The sequence below is a fragment of the Haloarcula sebkhae genome, assembly GCF_014647415.1.
Classification (GTDB): Archaea; Halobacteriota; Halobacteria; order Halobacteriales; family Haloarculaceae; genus Haloarcula; species Haloarcula sebkhae.
The window spans coordinates 479,920-505,969 of record NZ_BMPD01000001.1 but is presented as its reverse complement, the minus strand read 5'-3'; the positions used below and the strand labels follow the sequence as shown (position 1 = coordinate 505,969).

Sequence of the window (26,050 nt, the reverse complement as noted above, 5' to 3'; positions counted from 1 at the left end):
AGTTCCGGTTACCGTACGTGGGAACAACAGATGGCGAATACGACAGACGGCCGGCCGTCGAGCAAGGTCGCTCGACTTATCGACGAGTACGAACTCGATGGACTCGGTGCGGAGATGGAGGCTCGCTGGACGGGTGACGGTGAAGAGCGTATGAGTCTCCGTGACCTCGCGGAGTTTTTCAACAAGCGCCTCCTTGAACGCGAGCTGGTCGATGGGGGCCTGAGCGCCCTCGAAAGCGATGTCGAATCGACCTACGAGAACCTCACCGGCGACGACATCAGCACAGGCGTTCGGACTGACACCGTCAATCGACTCGAACGCAACGGTGTCGACGTCGACAGTCTCGAAACCGATTTCATCACCTATCAGGCCATCCGGTCGTATCTGAAGGAGTGGCGCGGCGCGGAGTATCAGGGGCTATCCGACGACGAGAAGATCGAAAAGGATCTCGAAAGCATTCAGCGGCTCCTGACCCGAACGCTGTCGGTCACTGACCAGCGCATCGAGAAGCTACGAGATACGGGTCGTATCGACATCGAGGACTTCGAGGTGTTTCTGGACGCGCAAGTGTTGTGCCAGTCGTGTGGCAGCCAGTATGCCGTTGCGGAGTTCTTCGACCAGGGCGGTTGTGAGTGCCAGCAGGATTGAATCGCCGCTCTGACTCCATCTGACTGTACCGAGAAGGATACTGTGTTTGAGATGCAGAAACAACTGAAAACGGTTGTGAAACGCAACAAAACAAGTAATATAGCTGCGACAGCCGCCCGTAGAAATAGAACCGACCTGTCGTCTCGGGGATCTGCCGTCGCAGTTACCTAGTGGGTCACACAGGGCTGAAGGCGTCGGGGGGCATCACAACGGATATGGACCCAGCCGAGCTCCGAGCGTCGATTCCGGCACTCGAACGGTGTACGTACTTCAACACGGGGGCAAGCGGGCCGACACCGCGCCCTGTGGTCGACGCTGCGACGGCGTTTCTCGAACACCATGCCTTCGATGCACCTGCGGATGAGGGACCGTATACGGCTGCGTGGGACGCTATCGCGGCGGCCCGTGAAGTTGTCGCCAGCCATATCGGGACCGACGCCGCTAACGTTGCGTTCACCCGCAGCACCGCCGATGGGGTCAACATGGTCGCCGGGGCTATCGACTGGCGGCCCGGTGACGTGGTCGTCCGGACCGACCTCGAACACCCTGCCGGCACGCTCCCCTGGGACCGACTGGCCGACACCCACGACGTCGAAGTCCGCGTACTGGAAACCGAGGGTGGTCGGCTCGACATGGCTGACGTGAAAGACGCCGTGGCCGACGCCAGACTGGTGACGCTGAGTTCCCTCTCGTGGACCCACGGGACTAACCTCCCGGTTTCGGATGTCGTCGATGTAGCCCACGACGCCGGCGCACAGGTACTCGTCGACGCCGTCCAGTCCGTCGGGCAACACCCGGTCGATGTGACCGAATGGGGCGCGGACTTCGTGGCCGCGGCGGGGCACAAGTGGCTGCTGGGCGTCTGGGGTGGCGGGTTTCTCTATGTCGACCCGGACGCGTATGGCCGGATGCGCCAGACTCGCATTGGCTACCGGAGCGTCGAAGACCCCAGTGCTGACGGATACACATACTACGAAGGCGCGCGCCGCTTCGAGGTCGGAACTACCTCACCGGTCCCCTACGTCGCGCTCGCGAACGCCATCGAAACGGTCGAGGCCGTCGGGTTCGACACGATCCAGCCCCGTGTCGAACGGCTGACCGACCGGCTCAAGGACGGCCTCGGCGACCGACTGCTGAGTCCCCGCGACTACGAGTCGGGACTCGTGACCTTCACCGCCGACGACCCCGAAGCGACCGTCGAACGACTCGCGGCTGACGGTATCATCATCAGGTCACTCCCCCACCCCGAGGCGCTCCGGGCGTCGGTCCACGCGTTCAATACAGCCGACGACATCGACCGCCTGCTCGACGCGCTATAGCGCCCACGGCGCGCCCCGATACGACTGGCGTCACAGCCCCGGACTTTCTTGCCGTGGCCGGCCGTTCCTCCTCGCATGGAAACACGCCCCGTCGTGACATGCTTCCTGCGAAGCGAAGGCGAGGTGTTGCTGTTGCGCCGGAGCGACGCAGTCGGCTCGTATCAGGGCCAGTGGGGCGGGGTGGCGGGACACGTCGCCGACGATGCCGGGCGTGATCGGGACCCGGAGACGGCTGCGCGGACCGAAATCGACGAGGAGACCGGACTGGCCGACGCGGTGACGCTCGTCCGGGAGGGCGGATCGTTTCAGGTCGAAGACACCGATCACGGAGTCCGCTGGCGGGTCCATCCGTTCCTGTTCGATTGCGAGGCCCGAACGGTCGCGACGAACGAGGAGACGACCGAGACCGCATGGGTCCACCCGCCGGAAATACTGACTCGTGAGACGGTCCCGCGACTGTGGACCTCCTGGGACCGCGTTCGCCCGCGGATCACGACTGTGTGCGAGGACCGGACCCACGGCTCGGCGTGGCTCTCGCTCCGGGCACTGGAGGTGCTACGTGACGAAGCCGCTCTGGCCGATGCCGGACGGAGCGACGACCTGGAGACGGCCGAGCGGGACGGCGACGACTGGGACGCGCTCGCCACCGTCGCCGCCGAAATCCGCGAGGCCCGCCCTTCGATGGTCGTCGTCGCCAACCGGATCAACCGAGCGATGACCGCCGTCACCGACGAATCGCCGACGGCCGTCGAACAGGCTGCGACCGAGACGCTGAACCACGCGGTGACCGCCGACCGAGTCGCCGCGGCTGTCGCCGCTGAGCACGTCGGTGACCGCATCGCGACGCTCTCTCGATCCGGAACAGTCTGTACAGTGGTCGACGCCGCTGCTCCCGAGGCCGTGCTCGTCGCCGAGTCACGGCCTGGCGGTGAAGGCATTGGTGTCGCCGAGACGCTTGCTGCTAGCACCGCGGTGACGCTGACGACCGACGCGGCGTTCGGCTACGCACTGGAGGACTGGACCGCCGAGACGCTCGTCATCGGTGCCGACCGCGTTCTTCCGGACGGTCGCGTGGTCAACAAAGTCGGGACCCGTTCGGCGGCCCTTTCGGCGGCTGCTGCGGACGTGGACTGCTACGCGGTGTGTGCGACGGACAAGATCGCGCCACGCGCTACGTGGGACAGAGAGGAGCGGGAGCCACAGGAGGTGTACGCCGGCGACGCCGATATGGCCGTATCGAACCCGACCTTCGACGTGACGCCGGCGTCGGCAGTGACGGTCGTCACCGAGCGCGGCGTTCTGGAGACGACTGATATCGAGGAGATCGCTGACGCCCACCGAGACCGGAGCGAATGGCCCGAGCACCGGTGATATCCGAGACAGGCAGGCGCTCGCTCAGTGCTCGTCTAGCACGACCGGGACGCCGGCTTCGGCCACGTCGGCGGCGAACTCACGGGAGTCGGCTTCGAGGTTGGAGAATGTGTTGTAGTGGACTGGCATCACGAGATCCGGGTCGATAGTCGCGGCCAGAGCGGCGGCCTCGTGGCGGTCCATCGTCGCCCGCGGGCCGATGGGCGGACACAGTAGCGATACCTCGAGGGTCCGGTGGCCAGGTAGGACATCCGAATCCCCCGGATAGAAGGCTCTGGTCCCCTCGACAGCGATCATGAAGCCACAGCCGAACCCCTCTGGGTGATACGGCGTGCCGTCGGGGAGCGTATGCCGTCCGTCCGGTTCGTTGTACGCCGGTGTCGACCAGATTGGCACGTCCTTGACCGTCGTCTGTGATTTCATCCCGACCTCGACAACGTCGTACGGCAGCGAGGATAGTGGCGGGAGGTCCCGGTCGCCAACGCGCTCGTCGATACCTTCGTAGGCGACGATCGTCGCGTCCTCGCTCGCCACGCGCTCGATACCGTCCGGGTCGTAGTGGTGGACGTGAGTCACACAGACAACGTCGCCGTCTTCCGCACGGTAGTCGCTGCTCGGTGGATGGCTGATGCCGTCCGTGTGGGGTTCCCACTCGCCGGTGAGCACGCCGTACCGGCCCGGATCGACGTACACTACTGTGTCGTCGCCGGCAAACCGGAGCGTCGCGTACCCCAGCCAGTCGACGGTCAGCCCGTCGTGTCGAACTGTCATTGGATGTCGGTACGCGCTACACCCTGAATAAGGCCGCTACTCACTTCCGTCCTCCCCCAGGCAGAAGATATACCCGGCCACTGTTCGTCTGCCTGCCCGTGCGAAACTTCCACATCACGACGGTCTGGGGGATTCCGATACGGGTCAACGTTTCACTGCTGATTTTCCTGCCGGTGCTGGCCTGGATTATCGGCAGCGGGGCGCAGATCGAAACGTACGCCGGCATCGTGAGTGCCCTGTCGGGTGAGACACTCGACAGCACGGTGTTGACTGCGGGCCAGACCCCGTGGCTCATCGGTACTACCGCGGCCGTGGGCCTGTTCGCCAGCGTCGCTCTCCACGAACTGGGCCACGCCTGGGCGGCGATGCGCTACGGCCTCCGGGTCGAGTCCATCACGCTCTGGATTCTCGGCGGTCTCGCTAACCTCGAAGCCATGCCCAAAGAGTGGAACCGGGAACTCGCCATCGCGCTTGCCGGCCCGACCGTGAGTATTCTGACCGGACTGGCCTGCTACGCTGCACTGTTTGCCCTGCCGGCGAGCGCCCAGGTGACGCTGTTCGTTATCGGCTGGCTGGCCGTCACGAACATCTTTCTCGCCGTGTTCAACATGCTGCCAGCGTTCCCGATGGACGGCGGCCGCGTGCTCCGGGCGCTGCTCGCACGAACGCGGCCCTACGCGACGGCCACTCGTATCGCCGCTCGGATCGGCACCGGGTTCGCCGTGCTGTTCGCCGTCGTGGGCGCCATCTCGGTTAGCCCGATGTTGCTACTACTTGCACTGTTCGTCTACGGCGCCGCGTCGAGCGAGTCCCGCACCGTCGCGCTGGCAGCGCTGCTTGAGGGGCTGACTGTCGATGACGTGGCCAGCCCGCTCGATGCGACTATCGAGGCCAATGCCAGCGTCGAGGACCTCGTCGACCGGATGTTCGCTGATCGGCGGACAGAGTTCGCTGTCACGCGTGGCGGCGATGTGGTCGGCGTCGTCACGGTCGGCGATTTCAGGGAACTCTCGACGGCCGAACGCGAAGCCGACACCGTGGCCGACCTGATGGACACCGACCTGCCACGCTTTGCCTCGGAAACGGCTGCGTTCGACGCGCTCGTCGAACTTGATACTGCCAGAGCTACCGCCGCCTTCGTCGACGGCCCTGAGGGAACCCGTGTGGTCTCCCGGGACGACTTCTCCAGTGCGATGGAGATGCGTCGGCTCGTCGAATCGCCGGATCCGTTTTAAACAGCGTTTACTCGCTCGAATATAGCCGCTACCAACTAGAAGGCCCTACCTGAAGCCGACTGTACAACTTGAGCGAACCGAGGGGGTTTTCCTATTCTGCGCGGGGACGACACCAGAACCAGAGATGACCGCTTCTGACTGCCGGTACACCCAAGAGGGGCCGACGTACACTACTGGACAATGCAATCCGGGTTCGTCGACCTGTTTGTCGACCTCGTCGGCACCGATCCGCTGATAAACGGCCTCGTCGGCGGGGTCATCATCGCGACGATGAACCTCTTCGGGGCGTCGCTCGTGTTGATCTGGCGTGACCCCTCGGAGCGGGCGCTGGATACGGCGCTGGGCTTCGCTGCTGGCGTGATGCTGGCCGCTGCGTTCACGAGCCTCATAATCCCCGGCATCGAGGAGTACTCGGGCGGAAATCCGATTCCGACGCTCGTCGGCGTCGGGCTGGGGGCGCTGTTCCTCGACCGCGCGGACGGCCTCGTCCCACACGCCCACTACCTCCTGACCGGGAGCCGCCGGTCGGACGCGGCCAACCCCAGTCAGGACCTCTCGGTTGATGAGTCGAAACTGACGGGCGTCATTCTGTTCATCCTCGCGATCACGCTGCACAACATCCCTGAGGGGCTGGCCGTCGGCGTCGGCTTCGGCGCGGCCGCCGGCGACCCGCTCCAGATCGGCGGCGCGCTCTCGTTGATGCTCGCCATCGGCATCCAGAACATCCCCGAGGGCCTGGCGGTCTCCGTCGCGGCAATCAACGCGGGTCTGGACCGGCGGCTCTACGCCGTCTTCTCGGGGATTCGCTCCGGCGTCGTGGAAATCCCGCTCGCGGTACTCGGCGCTGTTGCCGTCGTGGCCATCGAACCGCTGCTGCCCTACGCGATGGGCTTTGCGGCGGGCGCGATGCTGTTCGTGATTTCCGACGAAATAATCCCCGAGACGCACCAGCGCGGCTACGAACGCGTCGCGACGCTCGGCCTGATGGCCGGCGTCATCATCATGCTGTATCTGGATATCGCGCTTGCAGCCTGAGTCTTGTCTTCGTGTCCACTATTCTTCGTAGGGCCAGTTCGGGTCGCGGTCGAGGCCTGTGGGCTCCTCACAGTCCCCGGCCTCGTCGGGGGAACACGCTCCGTGTTCGCGGAAGTTCTCGCGTGCCTCGGTCAGTGACACGTGGTTCGTATCGCTGACGAACTCTACATCGCCGAACTGGATCGGGTCGTCGAGCCAGTGACACACCGGGCACATCTCGTATGACCCGGGTCGGCCCTCCGGGAGTGTCTGGTAGCCACAGCACGGGCAATAGCCCAGTTCCCGTGCGGCTGGATTTCCGGGCGTCTCGGTTGACATATTTTGTGGTATGTGTCTTCACACCATAGAATTACCGAACCGGGGCGATGCATGATTATCGCTGCGACGGACAGACTACTCCGACTGTGCGTCTTCGACTTTCTCCGCGTACTCCTCCAGTTCAGTGGCCAGTTCGCGGGCCTGGGCCGCCGACAGCGTCACCGAGTCAGCGTGTGGCTTCACCGCGTCGAGGTCGGTGTTGTCCATCTCTAGCTGGAGTTCGACGTGGTCCGGGTTCTTTCGCGGCGCAGTCACGTTCAGCACGGCCAGGGCCTCCTCCTCGAAGCCGTGGCCTTCTACCTCACCGTCGAGCAGGTCGAAGGTCGTGTACGCGTTGACCTTCATAATACGGTCGACCATACCCCGTATTTGCAGGCCGGCGACTTAACGCCCGTTACTCCTCGGCGGTGACGCCCTCGTAGCCGACTCGCTCGGCGTCGGCCGCCGCGCGGTCGATGGCCGTATCGAGGTCGAACTCCCTGACGACCTCCCCGTCACGAATCAGTGGTTCCAGTAGCGACTCGGCGTCTGCCGGCCCGTCGCGGTCGGTCAGACCGATGTGGTGGCCGCCGTCGGCAGTGCGGTACACGGACTTTTTGCCCGTGAGCTTCCCCCGCTTGGCCGCTGGCTCGCCGTCCAGTTCGACGATGTCCAGCGCGAAATCCAGCGGGTCGGCGTTGGCGACGTAGCTCCCGACGCCGAAGCCGTCAGCCACATCCCGGAGCTCCCGGAGCGTCGTCGGGGTGAGGCCGCCAGAGAGGAACAGGTCCACGTCCTCGTGGCCGTGGGCGTCCAGCGTCCAGCGTACCTCTCGAACGATGTGGCGGAAGTCCCCGCGCCGGGACCCGGTCGTGTCCAGTCGGACACCGGCGAGGTCATCGACAGCCTCCGCCGCACGGAGCGCTTCGTCGGCCTCGTCGCTGTAGGTGTCCGTCAGCGCGATGCGGGGCGTCTCTTCGGGGACGGCGGCATCGAACGCCTGCCACGCCTCTTCCTGATTGCCGCGGCCGAAACAGATCATGAGTGCGTGGGGCATCGTCCCACCAGCGTCCCGGCCGATAACCTCGCCCGCAGCGACGTTCGAGATACCGTCGAGCCCGCCCAGCAGCGCCGACCGCTCGACCATCGCGCCGATAGAGGGGTGGACGTGGCGTGAGCCAAAGGATAGCACCGTCGACTCCGGTGCGGCGTGACGGGCCTCCAGTGCCCGCGTCGCGACACCGGTCGAGTGTGAGAGAAAGCCAAGGAGCGCCGTCTCCAGGCGACAGAACTCCCGGTAGGACCCCTCGATTCGCATCACCGGGCCGCCGTCGAACAGTTGTCCTTCGGGGAGCGCGTCAACGTCGACGCCCCGTCCTTCGAGCAACTCGGCGGCGTCTTTCAGCCCCGCCAGCAGCTTCCAGCGGCCCGTCGCGAACTGGTTCGCCGTCACCTCGGCGACCACGTCCGGGTTCTTGCCCGCGTGTTCCAGCGCTTCCATCGTCCGGTCGAAGTAGGCGTCGGTCGCCCGCCCTTCGCGAATCGCCTCTGACGAGACGATATCGAACTCCTCGGTCATTGTCCTGTGTTCGGCCGGGCGAGGGAAAAAGCGGTCCGGTCGGCGGTCACGAGCGATCACTGCCAGCGCCCATCGCCGCTGAAGCGGTGGGAGCCTCGTAACGTTTTCCACGCCGCAATCGGTACCCGTCGAACGTGCTCAGCCCCCGCCGCTCCGTCGCCCTCCTCCTCGCGCTCGCGCTGCTCGCCTCCGGGACCATCCTCGGTGTTTCGCAGTATCGGACGGCCACCAGCTATGCCGCGACGACGGGAACGGTTGAGAGCGCACAGATGGACAGTTACACCGAGATCAGTCGACCTACGCTGGGGGGCAATCGGAACTTCCGGCCGAACGTCACCTACACCTACCGCGTCGAGGACCGGACCTACACCGGTCGTGACATCGCGTTCGGCACCGACACCGACACGAACCAGCGGGACCGCGCCACGCGTGTGCTGTCGAACTACGATGAGGGGTCGTCGGTCACCGTCCGCTATGACCCGGATTCCCCCGGCGTCGCCTATCTCGCCCAGCGCTTCGATTTCTTCCCCGCTGGGGTTCTGATCGCGCTCGGGCTGTTGCTGCTCGGTGACGCACTAACGCCGCGAACGCGGTGGCTCCGATTCGTCCTGTCGAAGGTTCCGCTGAACCAGACCGAACGGGGCCCGCTCTCCACGCCCGACACCGACGACGGGGTCCCCGACGACCCAACGCGGATTCTCGACCGTGGCGACGCCGCAGCCGGCGAGTCAGAAGGCGGCGACTCGGACTCGGATGCGCCGGTCGGCAGCCGCTGGGCCGTCGTCCTCTGGATGCTCTGTGGCCTCGCCGCGCTCGGAACCGTCGGCATCTACCTTGCCGTCTCGAAACCGCCACACGACCTGACCGCGTACGCGACGGCCATCGTCACAGTCGTGGGATTCGGTCGCTTCGCGTACCGCCGCTTCGTCTGATGCCTGCTCACCCCTCGGCACGGTGGATCTCGTCCAAGTCACCGCTCTTGGGCCCGTTGACGATGCGGACGGTCTTGCCGGATCGGACCACGCGGAACGCGTCGTTGAACTGGTCGTCTGCTGGGACGACGTAGACATTACTGCGGGGCTGGCTGGCGTCGTGTTCCTGGGTCAGCGCCGCCCGGTAGGCCTGTTCGAACTCCTTCGCGTCTTCCTCGGTATCCCAGCGAGTCTCCCAGACGTAGCCGTAGCCGCCGGAGCCGTTGCGGTAGGGCACGATGAGGTCACCGCCCCAGCCAGCCGGGATTTCGCTCTCGTAGCTGTAGCGGTCGCCCTCGGTCTGCCTGTTGTGGTACATCATCGCGTAAATCGAGGTCTCTCCGACCGTATCGCCGACCGGGTCGTGGTCGAAGCGACTCCACTCCTCGTTCGAGCGGTCCGCGACGCTGACGTTCACTGGTTTTTCGTCTGGATACTTCTCCGGGTGGAGCACCTGCTCGGTGCTGTCGGGGAAGTCGCCGTGCAACGCGTCGACGGTGTCCCAACCGCCGTCCGAGCGCATCTGGTCAATGAACCGCGGCCCGGTGACGTAGGGCTGGTAGAGGACCGTGAACAGCCCCTCGTTGTAGCTCGGCTCCTGACTCTCGCTGTCGCCGTTGTCGCTTCCGTCGTCGCTGGTCCGGTCCGGGAGCGCGATACAGCCCCAGCCGTCACCACAGCGTCGCTCGTAGAGGACGCGGACGTAGTTGGCCTCGCCCTCGGTGACGCCCTGCCGTGACAGTTGTGTGTCCTGGGTCTTCGCGGAGCCGTTTAGCCCGAAGTGCTGGTCCTGCAGGGCGTGAACGAGCTCGTGTGAGAGCGTCCGCCGGTCGATCTGTGGCGTCTCCGTCGGGCTGACGATGACGATTTCGTCCCGGCTCGGGGAGTAGTACCCTTGGACCGTCGTCGAAAGCGTGTCGTCGATTTCGTCGCTGCTGCCGGAGTCCTCGCCGATGAGCAGGAGCGCTTCCCACACCTGGTCGTTCCAGGGGTCCTGAGGACGGCTGCTACCGCCGCTGCCGTTGCCCCCCGAGCGATTCTGGTACTCGGCCCGGGAGATAACCGACACTGGGACCGACTGTTTGAACTCCAAGTCGCGGACCTGCTCGACGCGGGCCATCGTTCGGGCGACGACAGCCTCCCGCTCGCTCTCGTTCAGTCCGTCCTCGGTCGTCACCGACACCGAGTCGTCGTACCAGTAGCCGTTCTCGTAGCCGATGGTGTCTTCGCCGGTCGGCGTCTCGGGGTGGTCGCTGTCGCCGAAGGACGGGACTGTACAGCCCGCGAGGACGACCGCCAGCGCGACGAGCAGTTCCTTACGCATCGTGGACCTCGCTCAGTTCGTCGGCTGTCGGTGCGTTCACCACAGTGACGGTCTGTCCGTCGACCCTGACCGAAACAGCGTCGGTGTAGGGACTGTCTTCTTCGATAACCCAGTGGCCCTCCGCGGTTCGAGTGCCGCCCCAGTGAGCGATGACCGCCGTCCAGGCGTCGGCGAACTCACGAGCGTCGGCCTCGCTGGCCCAGGTCGTTTTCCAGACGTAGGCTGTCTCGTCGCCGTTGTCGTAGACGTGCATCCGGCCGCCTTGCCAGCCGCCGGTGGCGGGCAGGTCGTAGTTGTACGGGTCGTCGCTGTCCAGTGACCCGTCCTCGTAGTTGATGACATCTCGCGTCCGGACGACGCTCGATTCGTTGTAGTCGTCGGCGATGGTGTACGCCATCGACCCCGCAATGGCTGACGGGCCGACAACAGCGTAGTCGGGCCGGCCCCGGTCGGTCGATGGTCTGACCCGCTCCCAGTCGTCGCTGGACCGGTCCGCAAGCGAGACTGAATCGGGTTCCCATTCGGGGTAGCGCCCGGGATAGGTAACTTCGGCGGCCCCGTCGGGATAGTCGTCGTAGGCGTCATTGACGGCGCTCCAGCCGCCGCGCTCTCGGAGATCTCCGATCAGGCCGGGCCCGTCGCTGTAGGGGAAATACTGCATGAAGTTGATACCGAAGTGGCGGTCACCGCCGCCACCGCCGCTCTGGGAAGGCCTGTCGATACAGCGCCATGCCTCGCCACAGCGGTCGGTGTAGGTCTGGGTGACAGCAACGGCATCGCCTTCGACCATGCCGTTCCGACCCTGTACCTGATCCCGCGTCCGCGCGTCACTTTCGAGCCCGAAGTGCTGGTCCTGCAGGGCGTGGACGAGTTCGTGGGCCAGCGTCCCCCGGCTAATCGTCGGCGTCTCCGACTCGCTGACGATGACGATCTCACCGCGCTGGCTGCTGTAGTAGCCCAGCACGCTCTCCCCGCGGTTGCTGTTCTGGACGGCGATGGAGTCGCGGTCCTCGCCGATGAAAAACAGCGCCTCGAACTTCGCGTTGTCAAACCGACGCAGCGAATCGCCGGTCTCGCCGCCGCCCGTGTTGTTGCGGTACTCGGCTCGCGAGACGACGGAGACCGGCACTGTCTCCTCGAATTCCAGCCCGCGAATCCGCTCGACGCGGGCCATTGTCCGAGCGACGACGGCGTCCCGCTCCGTCTCGTTCAGTCCGTCATCGGTCGTTACTGACAGCGACTCGTTGTACCAGTAGCCGTTCTCGTAGCCCAACCGGTCCGTCGCAGGTGCTCCCGGGGCGGAGTCGTTGTTCCCGTAGTCGGTCGCGGGTTCGCTTGGCGTCAGGTCGGCGTTGCTCGACTCCGTCTGGTCGGGCGACACACTGGGTGCCTGACAGCCTGCAAGTAACAGCACAACGGCACAGAGAACGGCGAGGGCGAAAGGGCGGCGCATCTACCTTCACGGTAGGTTACCACAGTGAAAAGTCACACGCTCATCGTGAGCACATTCGTCAGCCAGAAGGACTTTGTGCGCCTGTTTGTGCCGCCCGGTCCCCACCCTCGGAGTAACTTTCGTAGTCGCGCCCTGCCAAGGTTCCCGTATGGAACTCGACCCAGCGCAGACCGCTCTGGTCGTCGTCGATATGCAGAACGGCTTCTGTCACCCCGACGGAAGCCTCTACGCACCGGACAGCGAAGCAGCCATCGCGCCCTGTGCCGACCTCGTCGACCGTGCCCGCGAAGCCGGCGCGACGGTCGTGTTTACCCGCGACGTGCATCCGCCCGACCAGTTCGAGGACACCCACTACTACGACGAGTTCGACCGGTGGGGCGAACACGTCGTCGAAGACTCGTGGGAAGCCGAACTCGTCGACAAACTCGACCCACAGGACGAGGACCTTGTCGTCGTCAAGCACACCTACGACGCCTTCTACCAGACGGAACTGGAGGGATGGCTCGACGCCCACGGCGTCAAGGATCTGGTTATCTGTGGCACGCTCGCGAACGTCTGCGTACTCCACACCGCGTCCAGTGCTGGCCTTCGAGACTACCGACCAGTGCTTGTCGAGGACGCCGTCGGCTACATCGAGGACGAGCACCGCGAATACGCACTGGACCACGCCGAGTGGCTGTTCGGCGAACTGACTGAGCGCGACGACCTCATGTTTGCCTGACTTGGGGTAAGGATCCAGACTACGAACAAGCGAAGCAGGCCCACGCCGACCGCTACGGGGAGTCGTAGCTACGTGGCGTCGTCGCCGGTTGCGCCTCGTTCGATACTCACTCGCACCTCGTCACCGACGGCGAGGTCGATGGCCTCGCCGACGAGCTTCGCGCCGAAGCGCTTGCGGCCACAGAACAGTGCGATACCCGTTATTGGTTCGCCGTTTGCCAGCACGGTCAGGTCGTCCCATGTGACTGTGCGGCCCTCAGCTGTTCCGACACGGGTTCCGGCGATAGCGGCGGCCGCTGTCCCGTCACCGGACAGCAAGCCACCGCCCGAGTAGTGGGGCAAGCCGCCGTCGAGAACGCCCGAACCGTCGCCGTCGACAGCGTTAGCGATGCCGACGAAGGAGTCACCGGGTGCCGGATGGGCAGGTTCGTCGAGTCGGGCCCACGTTTCGCCGCCGTCAACGACGGTCCCGGTCCCGTCCCAGGACAGCGGCGTCACGTCGACGGCCACGTCGACCGGCAGCGACCCCGATGCCCGGTAGGGGTTCGCGTCGGGGTCGCGGAAGCCGAGGTGGATGTGGTTCGGAACCCACGGGGCGAAAAAGCCTGCCCGGACCAGCGCTCCGAGGTCGTCGCCAACGGCGACCGTTTCGCCGGGTTCGACAGCGGGGTCGACGTGCAGTAGCCGCGCCACCGTATCGCCGGTATCGATCAGGATGAGGTGGTCGTGCTCGGCGGCGTAGGCCTTCGGTGGGGCCTGCACTGTCTTCGTGTCCAGCACCTCGCCGGCGACCGGTGACGGCGCACGCTCGCCGTCGGGATAGAGGTCGATGGCACACCCCTCGTCGTGGGCGTCGAACGGCGAATTGTACAAGGAGAACCGGTAGTACTGGAAGAGCACGTCCCGCGGTATCGTGATGGCCATCGACAGCGATTAGGGGTGTACCGGTATGGCTCTGTCGTCCAAGGGTTCAAAACGCATGCCGGGGCCACCGCTTCGTGTGCGCTGACGACGACCGCGGCGGGGGCAGCGGGTGCGCGACACGTCCCGCCGCGACGGCCATGTGTCGCCTGTTCGCTATCCACCGCTGAAAGGGAGCTGTCTGCTGAACTGGCGGACCGTTTTAACCAGAGAGTCCGTACAATCTGACTATGCGTCTGCTACGGGGCCGCGCCGCCGATCCCGAAACCGACTTCGAACGGACCCGCGAGATGGCCGAGACGGTCGCCGAAGACCGAGAGCCAGCCCTGCGAGTTTGGCGACCGCACAGACAGGTCGCGTTCGGCCGCCGGGACGCGAACAGCGACGGTTACGACCAGGCGTGCCGGGCCGCTCGCGACCGAGGTTACACCGTCCTCGAGCGCGCCGTGGGGGGTCGCGCAGTCGCCTATACCGGGTCGACGGTTTCGTTCTCCCTCGCCGTCCCGACCGAGGACCCGCGAGGGACTATCGACGATCGCTACGAGTGGGCCAAAGCCGCTGTGAAGCGTGCGCTTGACGACCGCGGTATCACCGCCCGGACTGGGGAACCGGACGCCGCGTTCTGTCCGGGGAGCCACTCCGTTCAGGCCGACGGGAAAATTGCGGGGCTCGCCCAGCGTGTCCGCCAGTCCGTCGCTGTTGTCGGCGGTATCGTCGTCGTTCGGGACCACGAGGCTATCGCCGAGGTGCTGGCTCCGATCTACGAGGCACTCGACGTTCCCTTCGATCCACAGAGCGTCGGGAGCGTCGCCAACGCCGGGGGGACCGACGACCCCGAACGGGTCATCGCGGCGCTGGAGCGGTCGCTGGCTGACGGCCGCGACGTGTCGGTGAGCACTATCCGAGAGACTTAGGGGTGCGCCCGGTCGACTGGGCGTATGCTCATCCGTAACGCGACGCTGCCGGACGGCCACCAACGGGATGTCCGTGTGCGTGGCGAGTCCATCGTCGAGGTCGGCCGCGACCTCGACGCGTCCGACCAACACGTCATCGAAGCGACCGGCAAGCGGCTGTTTCCGGGAATGATCGACGCGCACGTTCACTTCCGCCAGCCCGGCTACCCCCACAAGGAGACGTGGGCGAGCGGGTCCCGATCTGCGGCAGCCGGCGGCGTCACAACTGTCGTCGACCAGCCAAACACCGATCCACCGACCATCGACGGCGAGTCGTTCGACCAGAAAGCCGAGTTCGCTGCCGACTCCGTCGTCGACTGGGGCATCAACGGTGGCGTCACGGCTGACTGGATTCCGAACGTCCTCCTGCGCCGTCGCCTGTTCGCGCTCGGCGAGGTGTTCCTCGCGGACTCGACCGGCGACATGGGTATCGAGGCCGACCTGTTCGCGGATGCGCTGGAGGCTGCCACCGACAACGACGTACCTGTCACCGTTCATGCCGAGGACGCCGACTACTTCAACGACGATGCCAAGGCTCGCGACGACGCCGACGCTTGGAGCGCGTTCCGGACTGCAAAGGCCGAAGCGAAGGCCGTCGAGCGAGCCTGCGCCGTCGCGAAAGAGCACGACGCGACGATACACATCGCGCATACGTCTACGCCGGAGGGGGTCGACATCGCCAGTGAGGCCGGGATGACGACCGAGGTGACGCCACACCATTTACTGCTCTCCCGGCGCGACCTCTCCGAGCTGGGAACGTTCGGGCGGATGAACCCACCTTTGCGCCGCGAGAAACGCCGTCAGAAGCTCTACGAGCGGGTCGTCGACGGCACCGTCGACATGATCGCGACGGACCACGCGCCACACACCCGCGAGGAGAAGGACGCCAGCATCTGGGACGCGCCGTCGGGCGTCCCCGGTGTCGAGACTGTCCTTCCGCTCCTACTGGCGGAAGCCCGTGACCCGGATAGCGGGCTCACCTACGAGCGCGTTCGGGATCTCACCGCACGCAACCCCGCCGACGTGTTCGGCCTGCCACAGAAGGGGGCCATCGAGGCCGGCAAGGACGCCGATCTCGTGCTCGTCGACACGACTGAGACGAGCGAGATCAGCGGTGAGACGCTCCACTCGAAACGTGGCTGGACACCGTTCGAGGGCCGCGACGCGGTATTCCCTGAGTGGACGATGGTCCGTGGGGTGGTCGTCTACGAGCGCGGCGACGCGCTGGATGCTGACGATAGCGCTGCTCAAGAGGACGTGTTCTACGACCATCAGGGCGAGAACGTCCGTGGCGCGGACAGCGAGCGGCTAGAGTAACGCGGCGACGATTGACGTCCCGACCATTATCCCGCCGCCACCGCCACAGAGCCGGGCCATCGCTCGCCGCGAATCGCGCTCGGTCCAATTGCGGCGCGTGCCCATGTGTTCCTGCATGGCTTCGATGCCGCGGCCAGCGAGTATCGACCCGGACCAGCCCAGTAGACCGAAGCCGAACACCAGCGCGCCGAGGGCGAACATCGTCGCTTCGCTCGACCGTGCATCTCCGGTATAGAGCGTCCAGCCCGCCATTCCGAGGCCACCAAGCAGGAGGCCGACGACCAGCCCGCCCCCCACGAGTCGCGCCCGGACTGCGACGTACTGCCGGAGTCGGGGTGGGTCACCGCTCTGTGCCATCAGTCGATCGCGTCGCGCATCCGCGGATCGAGCGCATCACGCATCCCGTCACCGAGCAGATTGAACCCCAGCACGGTGATAGCGAGGAACAGGCCCGGGAAGAAGGAGAGCCACCACTCGCCAGTCAGCAGGCCGTTTTCGACGCCGCGGGACAGCATCAGGCCCCACGATGGCGACCCGGCCTGTGCGCCGAATCCGAGGAACGACAGCGCCGCGAGGTCGATGATGGCGAGCCCGAAGTTCAGCGTGGACTGGACAGTGATCGGCGCGAGCGTGTTCGGCAGGATGTGCCGGACGAGAACTCGCGGGTCGGTCGCGCCAAGCGCGACCGTGGCGTCGACATACTCGTCTTCGAGCACTTTGAGTGCGGCTCCCCGAACGACCCGAGCGAACCGCGGCGTGTACACTAGCACGAGCGCCGCCACGGCCCGCCAGAGTCCAAGCTCTCGCGGGAAAATGGCGACCAGCGCGAGTGCGAGCAATAGCGGCGGGAACGCCAGCAGCACGTCCATCGTCCGCATGATGACGTTGTCGGTCACGTCGCCGTAGTACGCCGCAATAATCCCCAGTCCGACACCAACGGTCGTCGAGGTCCCGACCGTGATCGTCCCGAATTTCAGGGCCAGCCACGCACCGTACAGACTCCGCTTGTAGATGTCACGGGCCGCCGCGTCCGTGCCGAACAACTGCTGGTTCGCGGGCGCGGGACCGAGCCAGCCGGGCGGTGCGCGGTCAGCGATTTCGGTGCCGAGCTGTGAGCTGGCAAGTGCGCCGAGATCGTATGTCACGCGGGCGTAGATGGCGACAGCGGCCATGCTGAGGATAATCGTCAGCCCGACGACGGCGAGGCGGTTCGTCAGCAAGTCGGCGAGGAACGGGGACGCCCGCAGGCGTCCCAGCGTACCCCGTGTCTCGGTGTCCGTACTCATTGTTGAATCCGTGGGTCGAGGTAGCTGTAGGTGATGTCGACGAAGAGATTAACCAGCGTAAACAGCAGGGCGAAGGTAAGCACTGTTCCCTGAACCACCGGGTAGTCCGAGGCGCTGATGGCGTCGACGATAGTCAGCCCCATCCCGTTGATACCGAACACGGTTTCGGTCAGGACTGCGCCGCCCAGCAGGGTGCCGAACTGGATACCGATGACGGTGACGACCGGAATCAGCGCGTTCCGGAAGCCGTGTTTCATCAGCGTGATCTTCGCGCCCTGACCCTTTGCCCGCGCGGTTCGGATGTAGTCCTGACGGATGACTTCGAGCATCGAGGAGCGCATCATCCGCGAGATGAGCGCTGTCGAGTAGACACCGATGACCACCGCCGGCAGGAACAGGTGATGCGCCGCCGAAAGGAACGCTTCAGTGTTCCCAAGCAAGATGGTATCGACAGTTATCATCCCGGTCAGAGGCAGCTCACGGCCGAGCAGCGTCCAAGTATCAGGCAGAAACAGCGTCGATTTGATGCGGCCACTGGTCGGGAACACGTCGAGATACGTCGAGAACAGCAGGATGAGCAGTGGTCCAGACCAGAATATCGGGACCGAGATACCCGTTAGCGCCCCGATCCGGGTGACGTGGTCCGTCAGCGAATCCTGCTTGACTGCGGAGATGATGCCCAGCGGCAGGCCGAGTAGGATGCCCGCTGCTTGGCCATAAATCGCGAGCTCGAGCGTGATCGGGAGCCGGTCCGAGATGACCGAGCGGACGCTGTTCCCGCGGCTGATGCTGTAGGACTGGCCGAAGTCGAATCGTGCCGCGTCCCACAGGAAGCTCAGGTACTGCTCCCAGAGCGGCCGCCGAAGTCCCAGTTCAACACGTATTTGCTCGAGCTGTTCGGCCGACGCCCGCTGGCCGGCGATAACAATAGCAGGGTCGCCTGGAGCGAGGTGCAGAATCGCGAAGACGACCGACGCCACGCCGAACAGCACCGGGATGAGCAACAGCAGTCGCTTGATGACGAACCGTGGCGGTACCACCGGCTCGACCAGCCTGAAAAGAGACTGTGTCCAGTTCATTCGAAAGTTCTCTTGAAGTGCTACTGCAGTTCGACCGTGTTAAGATACGGGCCACCGACGGAGCTGATCGTGTAGGTGTCCTCAACGACAGCCTCGTTGACCGCCCGAAGCGTCTCGGCGTAGTCGATGAACACCCACGGGGACTCGTCGTAGGCTATCTGGCTGGCCTCTTCGTACATTGACTCGCGGTCGCCCTCCGCGTAGGTTTTCTGGGCTTCCCGGACCAGTTGCATGTAGTCGGCGTTAGCCCAGCCGGACACGTTGAGGGTGTTGTACCCGTCGGCGTCGAAACTGACCCAGTCCTGCCCGTCGGGCACGGCGTCCATCTCCACCTGCGGGTCCAGCAGGACGTACAGGAAGTTGTCCGGGTCGGCGTTGTCGGTATACCAGCCGAGGAAACAGGCGTCGTGTTTCCCGGCCGACGTGTAGTCCAGATACGGTCCGAAGTTGGAGAACTGGTTGATGTTGACCGTCAGACCGATTTCCTCCAAGTCTGACTTCACCTGGTTCGCCGTGTTGACCGGACTGGGGTTGTATCCGCGGGGGTTCGAGAACGTCGCGAGTTCGAACTCGAAGCCGTCGCCGTAGCCCGCCTCTTCGAGCATCGACTGGGCCTTCTCCTTGTCCGTCGGATACGGATTGAGGTCGTCGTTGTGTCCGAGCACGTCCGGTGGGAGCGGCTGGGAAGCCTGCGTTGCAAAGCCCTGATAGATCTGATTGACGATGGCCTCGGTGTTGACGGCGTGCGCGATGGCCTGACGGACCTGCCGGTCTCGGAACGGCTCGAACCGGGCCATGTTCATTGCCATGTAGCCGTGGTTGATCCCGTCCTTCCGCAACAACGTCGCCGTTCCGCTTTCCTCGGCGCGCTGGAATCCGGACGAGTCGAGGTTATCCGTGATGTGTGAGGCCCCGTTGATGACGTCCTGCACTCGCGTGCTGTTTTCGGTGATCGTCTTGAAGATGACCGTTCCGACGTTCGGCCCGTCACCCCAGTATTCGTTGTTGGCCGCCAGTCGGATGCGCTCGTTCGGGTTGTCGAGTGTGTCGAACTGGAACGCCCCGGTGCCCGCGGGTTCACTTCCGAGGTCGGCCTGGCTGTCGCCCAGCGATTCGATCTGGGCTTTCGAAAGGACTGCCGAGGCGAACATCGCGAGGTTCCGCAGGAACGGCGCGAACTGCTGTGTAAGCTCGATCGTCAGCTCGTAGTCCTGGCTCGCGTCGACGCTTTCGATCCAGTCGCCAAGCGTGAACGGACCGTACCCCGACCGGGTATCGTTGCCGAGGTAGTACTCGTAGTCGCTCTGGGTGAACCGCTGCCAGGTCGCCTTGAAGTCCGACGCGGTGAACTCCTCGCCGTTGTGGAACATCACACCTTCTCGGAGCGTCAGCGTCGCGGTGGTGCCCTCGAGAGTGTAGTCGGTCGCGAGTGCGTCCTCCAGCTGGCCACCGCTCCCGGCTGCGAACTGGATGAGGGTATCAAACACCTGATTGGTGACCTTCGCCACCTCCCCGCTGGTCGACTGCTGCGGGTCGTAGTTCTCGGGGTGGTCACCACGGGCGTACACGAGCGTCTGGTCGCTTCCGCTGTCCCCGCCGTCGCTACCAGTGCCGTCGCCGCCGTCTCCACCTTCGGTGCCGCCACCATCGCCACCGTCGCCGGAACAACCTGCGAGCGTTGCGGCTGCCGCGGCACTGCCGGCCGCGGTAAGGAAGCTCCGTCTGTCCAGAGAATCACCGGATGACATGGGACTTTCTTCAAACAGATCTATTATAATTGTACCGGATAGATCAATGATTCAGTTATATATCTCCTGAGCGTTATGTGCAGCTAAGTAATATTAGTCAGTTGCTGTCTCCGTCTTCCTGTTCGTAAAGGTGACACGCTGCTGGATGAGAGTCCGGTTGCAGTTCGGGGTGCTGTGTCTCACAGACGCTTTCGAATCGATCCCGTAGCACCGATGCGGCGGCGTCCCAGTCCTCGTCCGCGAGATGCTCAATCGACGTTTCGACGACGCGGCGGTTCTCCCCGGTCAGGCTCGTTTCGAAGAACCGGTCGAACATCGTCTGTTTGAACGCTGCCATTGGTACCTCTCCCCTACCGCTCGGCGGCTCGGTGAGGTCCGCACCACCGTCCGTCGCCGCTGTGGCACTGTCATCGTTTCCGGCCTGCTTCCGAACTGCATCGATGGTGATGGCCTCGTCTTCGACCCGCTGCCGGTAGTCCATTACCTCGCGATACGTCTCCTGCTCGATATCGATATTCGGGGGGATGACCTCGGGACAGCGAGTCCGGAAGTGACAGCCCGACGGCGGGTCGATCGGTGACGGGACATCGCCTTTCAGCAGTATCCGATCGGCCTCCACGGTCGGGTCCGGTTCCGGGATGGCCGACATGAGCGCCCGCGTGTAGGGGTGTTTCGGGTCCGCGAACAGGTCCGGCGTGTCGGCAACTTCGACCACCTCGCCGAGATACATCACCGCGACCCGGTCACAGATGTGGCGCACCACAGAGAGGTCGTGGGCGATGAACAGATACGTCAAGCCGAACTCATGCTGGAGGTCCTCGAGGAGATTGATTATCTGGGCCTGCACGCTCACGTCCAGCGCCGAGACGGGTTCATCACAGACGATGAAATCGGGGTCGACAGCGAGCGCGCGGGCGATGCCGACTCGCTGGCGCTGTCCGCCAGACAGTTCGTGCGGGTAGCGGTCGTACTGGTCTGGGTCGAGACCCACTGCCTCCATGAGGTCGGCCACACGGTCGACCCGTTGCTCGCGGCGTGAGCCGTCACCGGTGTCTTCCGGGAGGTCGTGGATCTTCAGCGGCTCCATGATGGTCTGGCCGACGGTCATCCGCGGGTCGAGGCTGGACATCGGGTCCTGGAAGATCATCTGCAGATCCCGACGGACTTCCCGCAGGCCGCCTTTATCGAGTTCCGAAAGGTCTTGGCCGGCGAAGACCACGGTCCCGTCTGTCGGTTCTAGCAGTCTGAGGATGGTCCGGCCGGTCGTCGACTTCCCACAGCCGGACTCGCCGACGAGTCCCAGCGTCTCGCCCTCGTAGATGTCCATCGAGACGCCGTCGACGGCCTTGACCGACTCTGGTTCGCGCCCGATGTACTTGTCCAGCAGGTCGTCGGCCCGCGAGAAGTGTTTTTTCAGCCCGTCGACCTCCATGAGCTGTCTGTCCGTTCGCGTCGTCTCCGTCGCGGCAACGCCGGTATCGCCGGTGCCGTATTCGTCCGTATCGAACGATTCGAGGATACACTTCGAGCGGTGGGTGACGTCGTCCGGGCCGTGCTGGAGATCTGGAATATCGCCCTCACGGCACTCCGGCTGGGCCCATGGACACCGATCGGCGAAGTGGCACCCTTCGGGCATGTCGATGAGGCTGGGGACGTTCCCCTCGATTGGCGTCAGCCGCTCTGTCCCCTCGCCCGGTATCGATTCGAGTAGCGTGTACGTGTAGGGATGTGACGGGTTCTGGAATATCTCCTCGACCGGCCCCTCCTCGACGATTTCGCCGGCGTACATCACGGCGACGCGGTCGCAGGTCTCTGCGACGACGCCGAGGTCGTGTGTGATGAACAGTACCGACATCCCGAGGTCCGCCTGCAGGTCGTCGATGAGGTCCAGAATCTGTGCCTGAATAGTCACGTCGAGTGCCGTCGTCGGCTCGTCGGCGACGAGCAGCTTCGGGCGGCACGCAAGCGCGATGGCGATGAGTACGCGCTGGCGCATCCCGCCGGAGAACTCGTGGGGATACTCGTTGACACGGTCGGCCGGTTCCGGGATACCGACCTCCTCCAGCAGCGAAATAACGTCAGACCGGATCTCCTCGTCCATCTCGCCACCCCGGCTGATCGAGGGCGTGATCTCACGGACGGCGTTGAACCACGAGTCGTTTCGCTTGCTCCCGTAGCGGTGGAGGCGCAGGCTCTCCGCGACCTGCTCCCCGACTGTTATCGCGGGATTCAGCGAGGTCATCGGGTCCTGGAAGATCATTCCCATATCGCCGCCGCGGATGTCTCGCATCACCCGCTCCGGGGCTGCCGTCAGATCGACGTAGCCGTCGGTAATTGTGACGGGCGCGTCGCCGCTCTCCGGGAGAGCCTTCTTCGGGGCCTTCTGAATGAACTGCTCGGCGAGCGTCTTGTCGTCAGCCGTCGTCGAAACCGATTCGGGGAGACGGCTCCGGTCGACCGTCGCCGCCTCGATGGTGATGAAACCGCTGTCACTGTCGGCCGTCCGTACTTCCTTCGGATACTGCCGAGACAGTCGTGTGACTGTCTCAAGTGCACCGAACTGGATCTCTCCACCGGCGATGTGTCCGGGCTCGTCGACGATATCCATCGCCGATAACGCTGTGACGGATTTTCCCGATCCGGACTCGCCGACCAGCCCGACGGTTTCGCCCTCCCTGACAGTGAGGTCGATGCCGTCGACGGCTTTGACGGTGCCGCGGTCCGTCTCGAACTGGGTTCGGAGGTCGGATAATGTTAAGAGGTCGCGCATCTGTCACCCACTTCTCAAAATACCAGTAAAACTGTTGTGCCACTGTCCCACCAACAATTTATCCCGGCCGCCGCCACACTCGACGTATGAACGACCCTGTCGATCCCGAGTCTAATCCCTTCGACCGTGTCGTCGGTCACTGGGAGCAGGTCATCGAGGACATGGCGGCCACGGCGACACAGTACCGCGACGACGGGCGCGAGGCCATCGAACTTCACCCCGGCGACGTGGCGGTGCTGACCGGTGAGCCGCGGACGATGGCCGAACAGACTGGCGAGTACGAGCCCGAAACTCGGCGGCTCGGCTTCGATGTCGTGGTTCCCGGCGATGAGTTCCGGCGGGTCGCCGACGCGCTCGAAGACCGTACTGTCGACCGCTCCGAGGTGTTCCGGGCGACAGACGACGGGATGGTGTTCCTGCTTGTCGCGCTGGAATGTGGTGACGACCTCGCCGTGCTCGTGCCGCTGTACTACGACCAGACCGACCGCGCGGACCTCTCGCAGGTCGCGGCCGACCACGGACTGTACTCGCACATCCGACCGCTCAGTGACGACGAGGTGGTCACCGTCACCCACGAGGACCCCGAGCCGTTCTTCCCCGAGTGAAATCTGGTTCCGGATCGGTCACAGACCGCTTAGCTACGAGGTCTCTCGGACTCGGCTCAGTCGGTACGCTGGCACGTCGAAAACGATCCCGTAGAGCAACCGGTTGCCGATGACACCGACACCGAAGCCCGAGAGAACGGCCGCGAGTACGAGCGTCACCGACACCTCGGAAAGCATCATGAGGCCGGCGACAACCCCGGAAAGCACGATGAACGCCGCCAGTGCGGCAACCTCCGGGTAGACGCCCGGGACCGCGTCGTGTTCGACGACAGCCACCGTGATACCCGTCAGGAGTCCGAACCCGACGACCACCGCCAGTACGTCGACCAGTGCTGTCCCCGCCTCCGCGTAGCCAAGCACCGCCCCGCCGATGCCAATGGCCAGGTCGGTTCGTAGCACTTCTTGTGTCGCTTCGTTGACCGACATCGACGGCTGTGCGCCGGGGTCGATATCGTCCATCTCAGCCGCGTCTACTCGTCAACTTCGAATTCATTGCCACACTCCGGACAACACACCTCGTCGTGTCGCAGCGCCGCCGACTGCTCGCGGACCTCCCGCATCACCGAGGAAATCCGGTCCTCGGCCTCCATCTCGTCCTCGACGGCGAGGTCGACACCCTCGACTTCGAGCAGGAACTTCGCGACCTCGGTGGCCTCGTACATCACGTCGTCGAGGTCCTCGGCGGTGAAGAAGTCACACATCGCACCGTAGAGGAACGTCGCACCGGCCTTCCGGACCTTGTCTTCGAAGGCGGCGCGGGCCTGATTGACCGCCTGTGGCGTGTACGTGTCCGTCATGAACGGGACGAGTTCGGGGAGGTTCTCCCCGATCTTCGTCATCTCGACGCCCGTTTCGGTCCGGAAGTCGGCACAGAGCCGGGCGATAGCCCACTCGCGGGCGGTGATGTACGTCCGGTCCCGGAGGAAGTCGTTCGCGCGGTCGTAGGTCCCGCCCTCGATCTTCTTGAAGCGGTCGTACTTCTGTACGTCGGACGGGATGTCACTGGCTTCGGACACCGCCGTCTCGCTGGCTGGCTCGGCCGGGGCCGTCTGTTCAGTGGCCGAGTCCGCAGGGCCGCTGTCCGTGGTGGCGTCGTCGGCCCCGTCACCCGCGGCCGCCGGCTCGTCCGACTGGTGTCCGGTCGATCCGTCGTCTGCCGCCTCGACATCCGTCTCGTCCGGCGGTGCGCCCTCAGTCATAGCCGGGAATGCGTGCCCGCGGTGAAAAAGGGTATCGCCGCCGTCCCGCTGTCATTCTCTCCAACCAACAGTTCAGCCGGGTGGCTTTTTTACCGCTCCCATACATGGCCCGACTATGAAACTACTGCTCGGTGTCGGGGGCAGCGAACTGTCCTACCAGGCACTGACCGAGACACTCGAACGCGTATCGGAAACAGGCGACGAGCTGACCGTCGCTATCTTCGAAAACGGCGACATCGACGCCGACCTCGAGACGGTCCAGCAGCGGATACAGGAGCATATCGACGAAAGCGGGCTCGAGCCGCCGATCCGCCACGTCGAAGGCACTTCGCCGGGCAGCGAGCTGGTGAACATCGCCGAGAGCGAGGGGTTCGATAGGATCGTCCTCGGCGGTGGCGGCCGCTCGCCGCTCGGGAAGATACAGCTCGGCCCCATTGTCGAGTTCGTCCTGCTGAACGCACAGACGCCGGTGACTCTCATCCGATGACTCGCACGTATCCAGACGAACCCGCCGAAGCGTTCCCACAGCCGCCGCGGACGATCACCGACCGCAAGGACCGCCCCATCGACGTCATCCCCGCCGACGACGCCGACACGGAGAGCCTCGTCGAGATGTATCTCGATTTCGACCCTGCCGACCGTGCGCAGGGCATCCCGCCGGTCAAAGAGGAAGCTATCCGCGAGTGGCTCGAAACGATCCTCGACGGCGACTGTGTCAACGTCGTCGCCAAACACGACGACACCGTCGCCGGCCACGCGACGCTGGTCCCGGACAACGAGGACGAGCACGAACTCGCTATCTTCGTGCTACAGGCCTACCAGGGCGCTGGTATCGGGACGGCGCTGGTCGAGACGCTGCTGGGGTACGGCCAGACCGAGGGCATCGACCACGTCTGGCTCACCGTTGAGCGGTGGAACGATCCGGCGATATCGCTGTACGAGAAGGTCGGGTTCGAGATCAGTAGCGCCGAGAGCTTCGAGATAGAGATGGCGATCCGTCTCTAAACGGTGAGGACCGGCTGGCTGGCGTACTCGATGACGTAGGTCGCCGCGCGCCCGACGGCCTCTTCGCCTTCGCTTCTTTCCTCGCGCGGGACGACGATGAAATCCGCGTCGAGGTCCTCTGCCACGTCGAGGACGACGCTGCCCGGCGTTTGCATGAGTCGCGTCTCTGAGAACGCGGTCGCGGACGACGTTTCGAACACGCCGTCGTGGGCGTCGCGGAATCGTTCTCGGATACTCTCGGTGAACGCCTGGTGCTCCTCGGCGATCGCGGTCGCGCTCACGTCGCCGCTGTCGATATCCCGGTGGAGCCGTTCGTCGATGACGAACAGCAGGTGGAGATCGGCGTCGTACCGCTCCGCGACGGCGATCGCGTACTCGGCCGCTCGTTCCGACTGGTCGCTGCCGTCGACCGGCGCGAGTACGAGGTCGATGTCCATCACTCGC

At 64.7% G+C, this 26,050-nt stretch carries 27 protein-coding genes; 12 read left to right on the top strand and 15 right to left on the bottom strand.

The window, feature by feature from the left end:
• Positions 1-30 precede the first annotated feature (30 nt).
• From rdfA to IEY38_RS02615, 3 genes are all read left to right on the top strand, one after another.
• A complete protein-coding gene (gene rdfA, locus IEY38_RS02625; protein WP_188975101.1) occupies positions 31-648 on the top strand; it encodes a rod-determining factor RdfA in 618 nt (205 codons plus the stop codon).
• Positions 649-863: 215 nt separating this feature from the next.
• Positions 864-1,967, top strand: a complete 1,104-nt coding sequence (locus tag IEY38_RS02620; RefSeq protein ID WP_188975099.1) for an aminotransferase class V-fold PLP-dependent enzyme — start codon at positions 864-866, stop codon at positions 1,965-1,967.
• Positions 1,968-2,042: 75 nt separating this feature from the next.
• Positions 2,043-3,338, top strand: a complete 1,296-nt coding sequence (locus tag IEY38_RS02615) for an NUDIX domain-containing protein (protein ID WP_188975097.1) — start codon at positions 2,043-2,045, stop codon at positions 3,336-3,338.
• Positions 3,339-3,362: 24 nt separating this feature from the next.
• Here the strand turns inward: IEY38_RS02615 and IEY38_RS02610 are convergent, their stop codons facing one another.
• Positions 3,363-4,109: an MBL fold metallo-hydrolase gene (locus tag IEY38_RS02610; protein ID WP_188975095.1), complete on the bottom strand. Its 747-nt coding sequence runs from the start codon at positions 4,107-4,109 to the stop codon at positions 3,363-3,365.
• 98 nt (positions 4,110-4,207) lie between these two features.
• Between IEY38_RS02610 and IEY38_RS02605 the strand changes: the two genes are divergently transcribed.
• Positions 4,208-5,344, top strand: coding sequence for a site-2 protease family protein (locus IEY38_RS02605; RefSeq protein ID WP_188975093.1), 1,137 nt, complete (start codon positions 4,208-4,210; stop codon positions 5,342-5,344).
• 180 nt (positions 5,345-5,524) lie between these two features.
• Positions 5,525-6,379 carry a ZIP family metal transporter gene (locus IEY38_RS02600; RefSeq protein WP_188975091.1) on the top strand — a complete coding sequence of 285 codons (855 nt, stop codon included), beginning with the start codon at positions 5,525-5,527 and terminating at the stop codon, positions 6,377-6,379.
• 18 nt (positions 6,380-6,397) lie between these two features.
• Here IEY38_RS02600 and IEY38_RS02595 read toward each other — a convergent pair whose 3' ends face one another.
• The 3 genes from IEY38_RS02595 to IEY38_RS02585 all read right to left on the bottom strand — a co-directional run bounded on the left by IEY38_RS02595 (position 6,398) and on the right by IEY38_RS02585 (position 8,255).
• Positions 6,398-6,697: a CPCC family cysteine-rich protein gene (locus IEY38_RS02595; protein ID WP_188975089.1), complete on the bottom strand. Its 300-nt coding sequence runs from the start codon at positions 6,695-6,697 to the stop codon at positions 6,398-6,400.
• A 75-nt stretch (positions 6,698-6,772) separates the two neighbouring features.
• Complete coding sequence (locus IEY38_RS02590; RefSeq protein WP_058994208.1) at positions 6,773-7,057, bottom strand: DUF6360 family protein; 285 nt, start codon at positions 7,055-7,057, stop codon at positions 6,773-6,775.
• Between the two features lie 34 nt (positions 7,058-7,091).
• Positions 7,092-8,255, bottom strand: a complete 1,164-nt coding sequence (locus IEY38_RS02585; protein ID WP_188975087.1) for a nicotinate phosphoribosyltransferase — start codon at positions 8,253-8,255, stop codon at positions 7,092-7,094.
• A 134-nt stretch (positions 8,256-8,389) separates the two neighbouring features.
• On the opposite strand from IEY38_RS02585, the gene IEY38_RS02580 reads away from it, so the two are divergent.
• Complete coding sequence (locus IEY38_RS02580; protein ID WP_188975085.1) at positions 8,390-9,187, top strand: DUF3592 domain-containing protein; 798 nt, start codon at positions 8,390-8,392, stop codon at positions 9,185-9,187.
• Positions 9,188-9,194: 7 nt separating this feature from the next.
• On the opposite strand, the gene IEY38_RS02575 is transcribed toward IEY38_RS02580, so the two are convergent.
• The gene (locus IEY38_RS02575; protein ID WP_188975083.1) at positions 9,195-10,550 is read right to left on the bottom strand and encodes an Hvo_1808 family surface protein; all 1,356 of its coding nucleotides are present in this window, start codon (positions 10,548-10,550) and stop codon (positions 9,195-9,197) included.
• Complete coding sequence (locus tag IEY38_RS02570) at positions 10,543-12,003, bottom strand: Hvo_1808 family surface protein (protein ID WP_188975081.1); 1,461 nt, start codon at positions 12,001-12,003, stop codon at positions 10,543-10,545. Before IEY38_RS02570 ends, IEY38_RS02575 begins: the two co-directional genes overlap by 8 nt.
• Before the next feature lie 148 nt (positions 12,004-12,151).
• Between IEY38_RS02570 and IEY38_RS02565 the strand changes: the two genes are divergently transcribed.
• Positions 12,152-12,724, top strand: a complete 573-nt coding sequence (locus tag IEY38_RS02565) for a cysteine hydrolase family protein (protein ID WP_188975079.1) — start codon at positions 12,152-12,154, stop codon at positions 12,722-12,724.
• Between the two features lie 68 nt (positions 12,725-12,792).
• On the opposite strand, the gene IEY38_RS02560 is transcribed toward IEY38_RS02565, so the two are convergent.
• Positions 12,793-13,647 carry a hypothetical protein gene (locus tag IEY38_RS02560; protein WP_188975077.1) on the bottom strand — a complete coding sequence of 285 codons (855 nt, stop codon included), beginning with the start codon at positions 13,645-13,647 and terminating at the stop codon, positions 12,793-12,795.
• A 227-nt stretch (positions 13,648-13,874) separates the two neighbouring features.
• Here IEY38_RS02560 and IEY38_RS02555 point away from each other — a divergent pair, with 227 nt between their 5' ends.
• Entirely contained in the window at positions 13,875-14,558 is a 684-nt protein-coding gene (locus tag IEY38_RS02555; protein WP_188975075.1) for a lipoate--protein ligase family protein, read from the top strand.
• Positions 14,559-14,582: 24 nt separating this feature from the next.
• Positions 14,583-15,914: a dihydroorotase gene (locus tag IEY38_RS02550; RefSeq protein WP_188975073.1), complete on the top strand. Its 1,332-nt coding sequence runs from the start codon at positions 14,583-14,585 to the stop codon at positions 15,912-15,914.
• On the opposite strand, the gene IEY38_RS02545 is transcribed toward IEY38_RS02550, so the two are convergent.
• The 5 genes from IEY38_RS02545 to IEY38_RS02525 form a co-directional block, all read right to left on the bottom strand.
• Entirely contained in the window at positions 15,906-16,271 is a 366-nt protein-coding gene (locus IEY38_RS02545) for a DUF7268 family protein (protein ID WP_188975071.1), read from the bottom strand. The genes IEY38_RS02550 and IEY38_RS02545 overlap by 9 nt on opposite strands.
• Positions 16,271-17,200 (bottom strand): ABC transporter permease, encoded by a 930-nt coding sequence (locus IEY38_RS02540; RefSeq protein WP_188975070.1) that lies wholly within the window; start codon positions 17,198-17,200, stop codon positions 16,271-16,273. Before IEY38_RS02540 ends, IEY38_RS02545 begins: the two co-directional genes overlap by 1 nt.
• Positions 17,197-18,279, bottom strand: a complete 1,083-nt coding sequence (locus IEY38_RS02535; RefSeq protein WP_188975068.1) for an ABC transporter permease — start codon at positions 18,277-18,279, stop codon at positions 17,197-17,199. Before IEY38_RS02535 ends, IEY38_RS02540 begins: the two co-directional genes overlap by 4 nt.
• Positions 18,280-18,299: 20 nt before the next feature.
• The gene (locus IEY38_RS02530) at positions 18,300-20,027 is read right to left on the bottom strand and encodes an ABC transporter substrate-binding protein (protein WP_188975066.1); all 1,728 of its coding nucleotides are present in this window, start codon (positions 20,025-20,027) and stop codon (positions 18,300-18,302) included.
• 97 nt (positions 20,028-20,124) lie between these two features.
• Positions 20,125-22,797 (bottom strand): dipeptide ABC transporter ATP-binding protein, encoded by a 2,673-nt coding sequence (locus IEY38_RS02525; RefSeq protein ID WP_188975064.1) that lies wholly within the window; start codon positions 22,795-22,797, stop codon positions 20,125-20,127.
• Positions 22,798-22,883: 86 nt separating this feature from the next.
• On the opposite strand from IEY38_RS02525, the gene IEY38_RS02520 reads away from it, so the two are divergent.
• Positions 22,884-23,402: a DUF7529 family protein gene (locus IEY38_RS02520; protein WP_004590804.1), complete on the top strand. Its 519-nt coding sequence runs from the start codon at positions 22,884-22,886 to the stop codon at positions 23,400-23,402.
• A 33-nt stretch (positions 23,403-23,435) separates the two neighbouring features.
• Here IEY38_RS02520 and IEY38_RS02515 read toward each other — a convergent pair whose 3' ends face one another.
• Positions 23,436-23,861 (bottom strand): hypothetical protein, encoded by a 426-nt coding sequence (locus tag IEY38_RS02515; RefSeq protein WP_188975062.1) that lies wholly within the window; start codon positions 23,859-23,861, stop codon positions 23,436-23,438.
• An 11-nt stretch (positions 23,862-23,872) separates the two neighbouring features.
• On the bottom strand, positions 23,873-24,601 hold the full coding sequence (locus IEY38_RS02510) for a DUF5806 family protein (protein WP_188975060.1): 729 nt from the start codon (positions 24,599-24,601) through the stop codon (positions 23,873-23,875).
• A 115-nt stretch (positions 24,602-24,716) separates the two neighbouring features.
• Between IEY38_RS02510 and IEY38_RS02505 the strand changes: the two genes are divergently transcribed.
• Positions 24,717-25,088: a universal stress protein gene (locus IEY38_RS02505; protein ID WP_188975058.1), complete on the top strand. Its 372-nt coding sequence runs from the start codon at positions 24,717-24,719 to the stop codon at positions 25,086-25,088.
• Positions 25,085-25,606 (top strand): GNAT family N-acetyltransferase, encoded by a 522-nt coding sequence (locus IEY38_RS02500; protein WP_005537351.1) that lies wholly within the window; start codon positions 25,085-25,087, stop codon positions 25,604-25,606. Before IEY38_RS02505 ends, IEY38_RS02500 begins: the two co-directional genes overlap by 4 nt.
• On the opposite strand, the gene IEY38_RS02495 is transcribed toward IEY38_RS02500, so the two are convergent.
• Entirely contained in the window at positions 25,603-26,043 is a 441-nt protein-coding gene (locus tag IEY38_RS02495; protein WP_005537352.1) for a universal stress protein, read from the bottom strand. The genes IEY38_RS02500 and IEY38_RS02495 overlap by 4 nt on opposite strands.
• Positions 26,044-26,050 lie beyond the last annotated feature (7 nt).

Bases quoted from the DNA above. Each gene is read 5' to 3' on its own strand.
- IEY38_RS02565 (WP_188975079.1), top strand. From the start codon at position 12,152: ATGGAACTCGACCCAGCGCAGACCGCTCTGGTCGTCGTCGATATGCAG.
- IEY38_RS02520 (WP_004590804.1), top strand. From the start codon at position 22,884: ATGAACGACCCTGTCGATCCCGAGTCTAATCCCTTCGACCGTGTCGTC.
- IEY38_RS02530 (WP_188975066.1), bottom strand. From the start codon at position 20,027: ATGTCATCCGGTGATTCTCTGGACAGACGGAGCTTCCTTACCGCGGCC.
- IEY38_RS02610 (WP_188975095.1), bottom strand. From the start codon at position 4,109: ATGACAGTTCGACACGACGGGCTGACCGTCGACTGGCTGGGGTACGCG.
- IEY38_RS02575 (WP_188975083.1), bottom strand. From the start codon at position 10,550: ATGCGTAAGGAACTGCTCGTCGCGCTGGCGGTCGTCCTCGCGGGCTGT.
- IEY38_RS02550 (WP_188975073.1), top strand. From the start codon at position 14,583: ATGCTCATCCGTAACGCGACGCTGCCGGACGGCCACCAACGGGATGTC.
- IEY38_RS02600 (WP_188975091.1), top strand. From the start codon at position 5,525: ATGCAATCCGGGTTCGTCGACCTGTTTGTCGACCTCGTCGGCACCGAT.
- IEY38_RS02585 (WP_188975087.1), bottom strand. From the start codon at position 8,255: ATGACCGAGGAGTTCGATATCGTCTCGTCAGAGGCGATTCGCGAAGGG.
- IEY38_RS02560 (WP_188975077.1), bottom strand. From the start codon at position 13,647: ATGGCCATCACGATACCGCGGGACGTGCTCTTCCAGTACTACCGGTTC.
- rdfA (WP_188975101.1), top strand. From the start codon at position 31: ATGGCGAATACGACAGACGGCCGGCCGTCGAGCAAGGTCGCTCGACTT.
- IEY38_RS02500 (WP_005537351.1), top strand. From the start codon at position 25,085: ATGACTCGCACGTATCCAGACGAACCCGCCGAAGCGTTCCCACAGCCG.
- IEY38_RS02620 (WP_188975099.1), top strand. From the start codon at position 864: ATGGACCCAGCCGAGCTCCGAGCGTCGATTCCGGCACTCGAACGGTGT.
- IEY38_RS02495 (WP_005537352.1), bottom strand. From the start codon at position 26,043: ATGGACATCGACCTCGTACTCGCGCCGGTCGACGGCAGCGACCAGTCG.
- IEY38_RS02570 (WP_188975081.1), bottom strand. From the start codon at position 12,003: ATGCGCCGCCCTTTCGCCCTCGCCGTTCTCTGTGCCGTTGTGCTGTTA.
- IEY38_RS02545 (WP_188975071.1), bottom strand. From the start codon at position 16,271: ATGGCACAGAGCGGTGACCCACCCCGACTCCGGCAGTACGTCGCAGTC.
- IEY38_RS02510 (WP_188975060.1), bottom strand. From the start codon at position 24,601: ATGACTGAGGGCGCACCGCCGGACGAGACGGATGTCGAGGCGGCAGAC.
- IEY38_RS02540 (WP_188975070.1), bottom strand. From the start codon at position 17,200: ATGAGTACGGACACCGAGACACGGGGTACGCTGGGACGCCTGCGGGCG.
- IEY38_RS02555 (WP_188975075.1), top strand. From the start codon at position 13,875: ATGCGTCTGCTACGGGGCCGCGCCGCCGATCCCGAAACCGACTTCGAA.
- IEY38_RS02525 (WP_188975064.1), bottom strand. From the start codon at position 22,797: ATGCGCGACCTCTTAACATTATCCGACCTCCGAACCCAGTTCGAGACG.
- IEY38_RS02615 (WP_188975097.1), top strand. From the start codon at position 2,043: ATGGAAACACGCCCCGTCGTGACATGCTTCCTGCGAAGCGAAGGCGAG.
- IEY38_RS02505 (WP_188975058.1), top strand. From the start codon at position 24,717: ATGAAACTACTGCTCGGTGTCGGGGGCAGCGAACTGTCCTACCAGGCA.
- IEY38_RS02595 (WP_188975089.1), bottom strand. From the start codon at position 6,697: ATGTCAACCGAGACGCCCGGAAATCCAGCCGCACGGGAACTGGGCTAT.
- IEY38_RS02590 (WP_058994208.1), bottom strand. From the start codon at position 7,057: ATGGTCGACCGTATTATGAAGGTCAACGCGTACACGACCTTCGACCTG.
- IEY38_RS02515 (WP_188975062.1), bottom strand. From the start codon at position 23,861: ATGGACGATATCGACCCCGGCGCACAGCCGTCGATGTCGGTCAACGAA.
- IEY38_RS02535 (WP_188975068.1), bottom strand. From the start codon at position 18,279: ATGAACTGGACACAGTCTCTTTTCAGGCTGGTCGAGCCGGTGGTACCG.